Source organism: Escherichia sp. E13S3, from assembly GCF_004212325.1.
In the GTDB taxonomy this organism is placed as follows: domain Bacteria; phylum Pseudomonadota; class Gammaproteobacteria; order Enterobacterales; family Enterobacteriaceae; genus Escherichia.
The window spans coordinates 1-2,878 of sequence record NZ_RHJR01000030.1 but is presented as its reverse complement, the minus strand read 5'-3'; the positions used below and the strand labels follow the sequence as shown (position 1 = coordinate 2,878).

Annotated in this window: 2 protein-coding genes and 1 pseudogene; all 3 read right to left on the bottom strand. The window is 43.8% G+C overall.

What is annotated here, in order from left to right; translation table 11 throughout:
- Positions 1-249 (bottom strand): PAAR domain-containing protein (locus D9597_RS22855; RefSeq protein ID WP_130224902.1); only part of this gene is annotated, 249 nt, incomplete at its 3' end.
- A 17-nt stretch (positions 250-266) separates the two neighbouring features.
- Positions 267-755, bottom strand: coding sequence for a hypothetical protein (locus D9597_RS22850; protein WP_130224900.1), 489 nt, complete (start codon positions 753-755; stop codon positions 267-269).
- Positions 745-2,878: pseudogene (locus D9597_RS22845) on the bottom strand (hypothetical protein); the annotation flags it as partial. The pseudogene D9597_RS22845 and the gene D9597_RS22850, both read right to left, overlap by 11 nt.

The window sequence follows — 2,878 nt, the reverse complement described above, 5'->3', positions numbered from 1 at the left end:
AGCGGTAAATGAACTGATCAACGTACAACCACAGGCGCATTTGTGACCGTGAAACGCAACCGGGATACCATGATCAAGGTAATCAGGGTTGCCTTCTACGATGATTGTAAGGCCATGTCCCAGAACCGGACATGACACTTTGTCGCCTTTTCGGGCAACACCGATACCACCGAATTTCATCGTTTCTGAAGCGGTCAGTACTGAACCTCCGTGGGTTGTTTTATCGCCTTTACGGATAATCTGGAGCACTATTAAATTCCTCTTTCTTATTTCTTAACTAATTCATCATTCTTTAATTCCCATGTCTCAGCCGGGATCTTTTTACTTGTGCCATCGACAGCGATTGAAGGTATATTTATCTTGAATGTTTCTGGGCCACTGGTTATTGATGGGTAATGACCACCACAGAAGTCAATTGTCTTCAGAGGTTTAAATTTTCCATCTTCTGTTTTGCTATAAATATGTAACGGTCCACCATCACAAGCATTACCCATTGGGCTATCAATTATAACAAGCATTTGCTTATCGGCTTCGTATAAATAGGAGTAGTTTAGAATAGATGGTGCGCGGGAGTAATCACATTTGTAATTGTCGATAGTATCGCCATCTATCTGAATACTACATATTCCTTTATCTACAGTTGTGTTTACATGCGGTGCTTCACTTGCAAATGAAGATGTGCCACAGAAATAAAAAATGACTGGAATGGAAAGAAGAAAACTCTTTGATGTAAGCTTCATAAAATTAGCCTTCATAATTGAACCCTTTTGCATAAAATTCGTCTATGTTTTTTACAATTTCACTTTTAATTATCTTGCCATCTTTATTTTTGTCATGGAACTGGTTAACCGCATAGGCACGTTGTCCGCTTGAATATACGATATCTGTATCTTTGAGTAACATTGCTGCTGGTGTGAAAATTGAAAGATATACATCGCCCAATGTCCATTTGTTAGTAGGGTAATTAAAATTATTAGCCTGCATTTCAAAATATTTCTTCACGTAATCCATCTGCTCTACGTGTGTCATGGCGGCAAGTTTAGAAGTTGTTGTCCCTAAGTCTTTTGCAGTGTCAGACATGAATTGAATTAACCCGGTAGCAGAAGAATGAGGGTTTTTTGTAGATGTATTGAACTTCTCCCCAGTTTCTAACGCCATACATGCCATTATATAATTTGGGTCAATTGATAGTTCATTACCTACTTCTACGACCTTTTGTTTAAATGATTCAGCAATTTCTGTACCGAATCTCTTTTCAACCATTTTGATCCATATAAGTTTATTTCTGTTCTGCAATGCTCCTAAAAATAATACTGGATGCATGTGCCATAATGAAGGCCCCAGTTTTTCTGTTGTAACATCCTGCATCCAGGCCATCTTATCGATAAAATCTTCGCTGTATTTCTTCCATTCTGGCGCATCTTTTTTCAGCGCATTGAGGAACTGTTGCCAGAGAGCATCGCCTTTTTTGAAGTACCAGTCGCTTGGGTGTTTTACGATTGTTTTCTGAATAACGTCACGATAGTCGGGATTGTGAAGTGCTCTCCAGTACTCCATTGGAGAATAGTGGTCACTTCCGCTGTCAATTTTATCCAGCAGACGCTGATAATTATGCTTCACCAGCGCATGACTGGTTCGCGAATCATCGGTTGCGGCCTGGTAGAGTGAATCAATAAGATTACGGAAGAATCCAGTGGGCTGTTTTTTTCCATCCAGGTAATCAAAACTGGCAGGCTCTGAGGTTTCAGTTCTGAAGCCCAGCTTCGCCAAATCATACTGTGACAGAAGCTGAGGCTCAGCCTGCCCTTTGGGCGCATAAGCATTTTCTGGTCGCAACTGCCAGTATTCCTGTTTGGTCGACGTATCGACTTCCGTTTGCACCTGACTCAGTGGAAGGATCCCTGCCCTGGTTGTTGCCCTTGTATCTTCTGTGAATGTTCCTGTTGCAACATCTTTTTTGTACAACGCAAGTCCCGGAGCGTACTTCAGCCAGATTGGATTCTTTTCTCCAACCTGCTCAGGGTTGGTCAGGAACGTTTCCAGGTTATCATCCATACTCGTGCATTCGATATGAACCTGGTATCGCGCTTCATATCCTCCATCCTTAGGTGCCTGATAATATCCCATATGACCAACAGGGTCACCTGCGCTGATAGCAAAGGGAGTCGGGCATACTACCTGGTCAAATTTCATCGCTTCTTTTGCTGGAGGCATGAGTTTCTGCCACCAGGAAGGCTGTACCGCCCCATCAGTGCCAGGAGACAGGTTGTTTTTGTCCACAAGCATCCAGTATTGCCGCCCTGGTTTCAGGGATGTTTTCTTGCCCTTTTTCAACGCCTGTTCTGAGAGGCTAACAAAGGTAACAAGGCCATACTCTCGCTTATTAAATGCAATGGTATGGAGGCCGCTGTCTGTTTTATCCCACTCAACAATAGATCCTTTTGGAATCGTGCCCTTGCGATAGCTTTCACTGGTACTTTTATTGTTGGTTCTGGCGGTCATGCCCCATTCTGGATCGTAGGCAGTAAGCGTATCCTGGACTGTCCACTCTGTTTCCGCCGGATTGACACTATAGGCTGAATAGGGGGCCAGGTGCATATACAGGGTATAGAAATGTAGTCCGCTGGTTTCTTTCTCCCCCGGTTGAATAAAGTGTTTAACCAGAACAAACGAACCGGAAAAGTTCAGCGGACCGGATTCCCATGCAATCGTCAGATAATCCCTGCAGATGCGGTAAGCAATCACTTCTCCGTCAGCCATGCATCGCACAGCCTGCTCACCTTTAAAGGGAACCGGGAAATCCACTGCTTCAAGAGGAGACTTGCCACTAAGCGCACACCACGGGGTCGTTGCTTCCGTGATATGGATCCCGCCATGC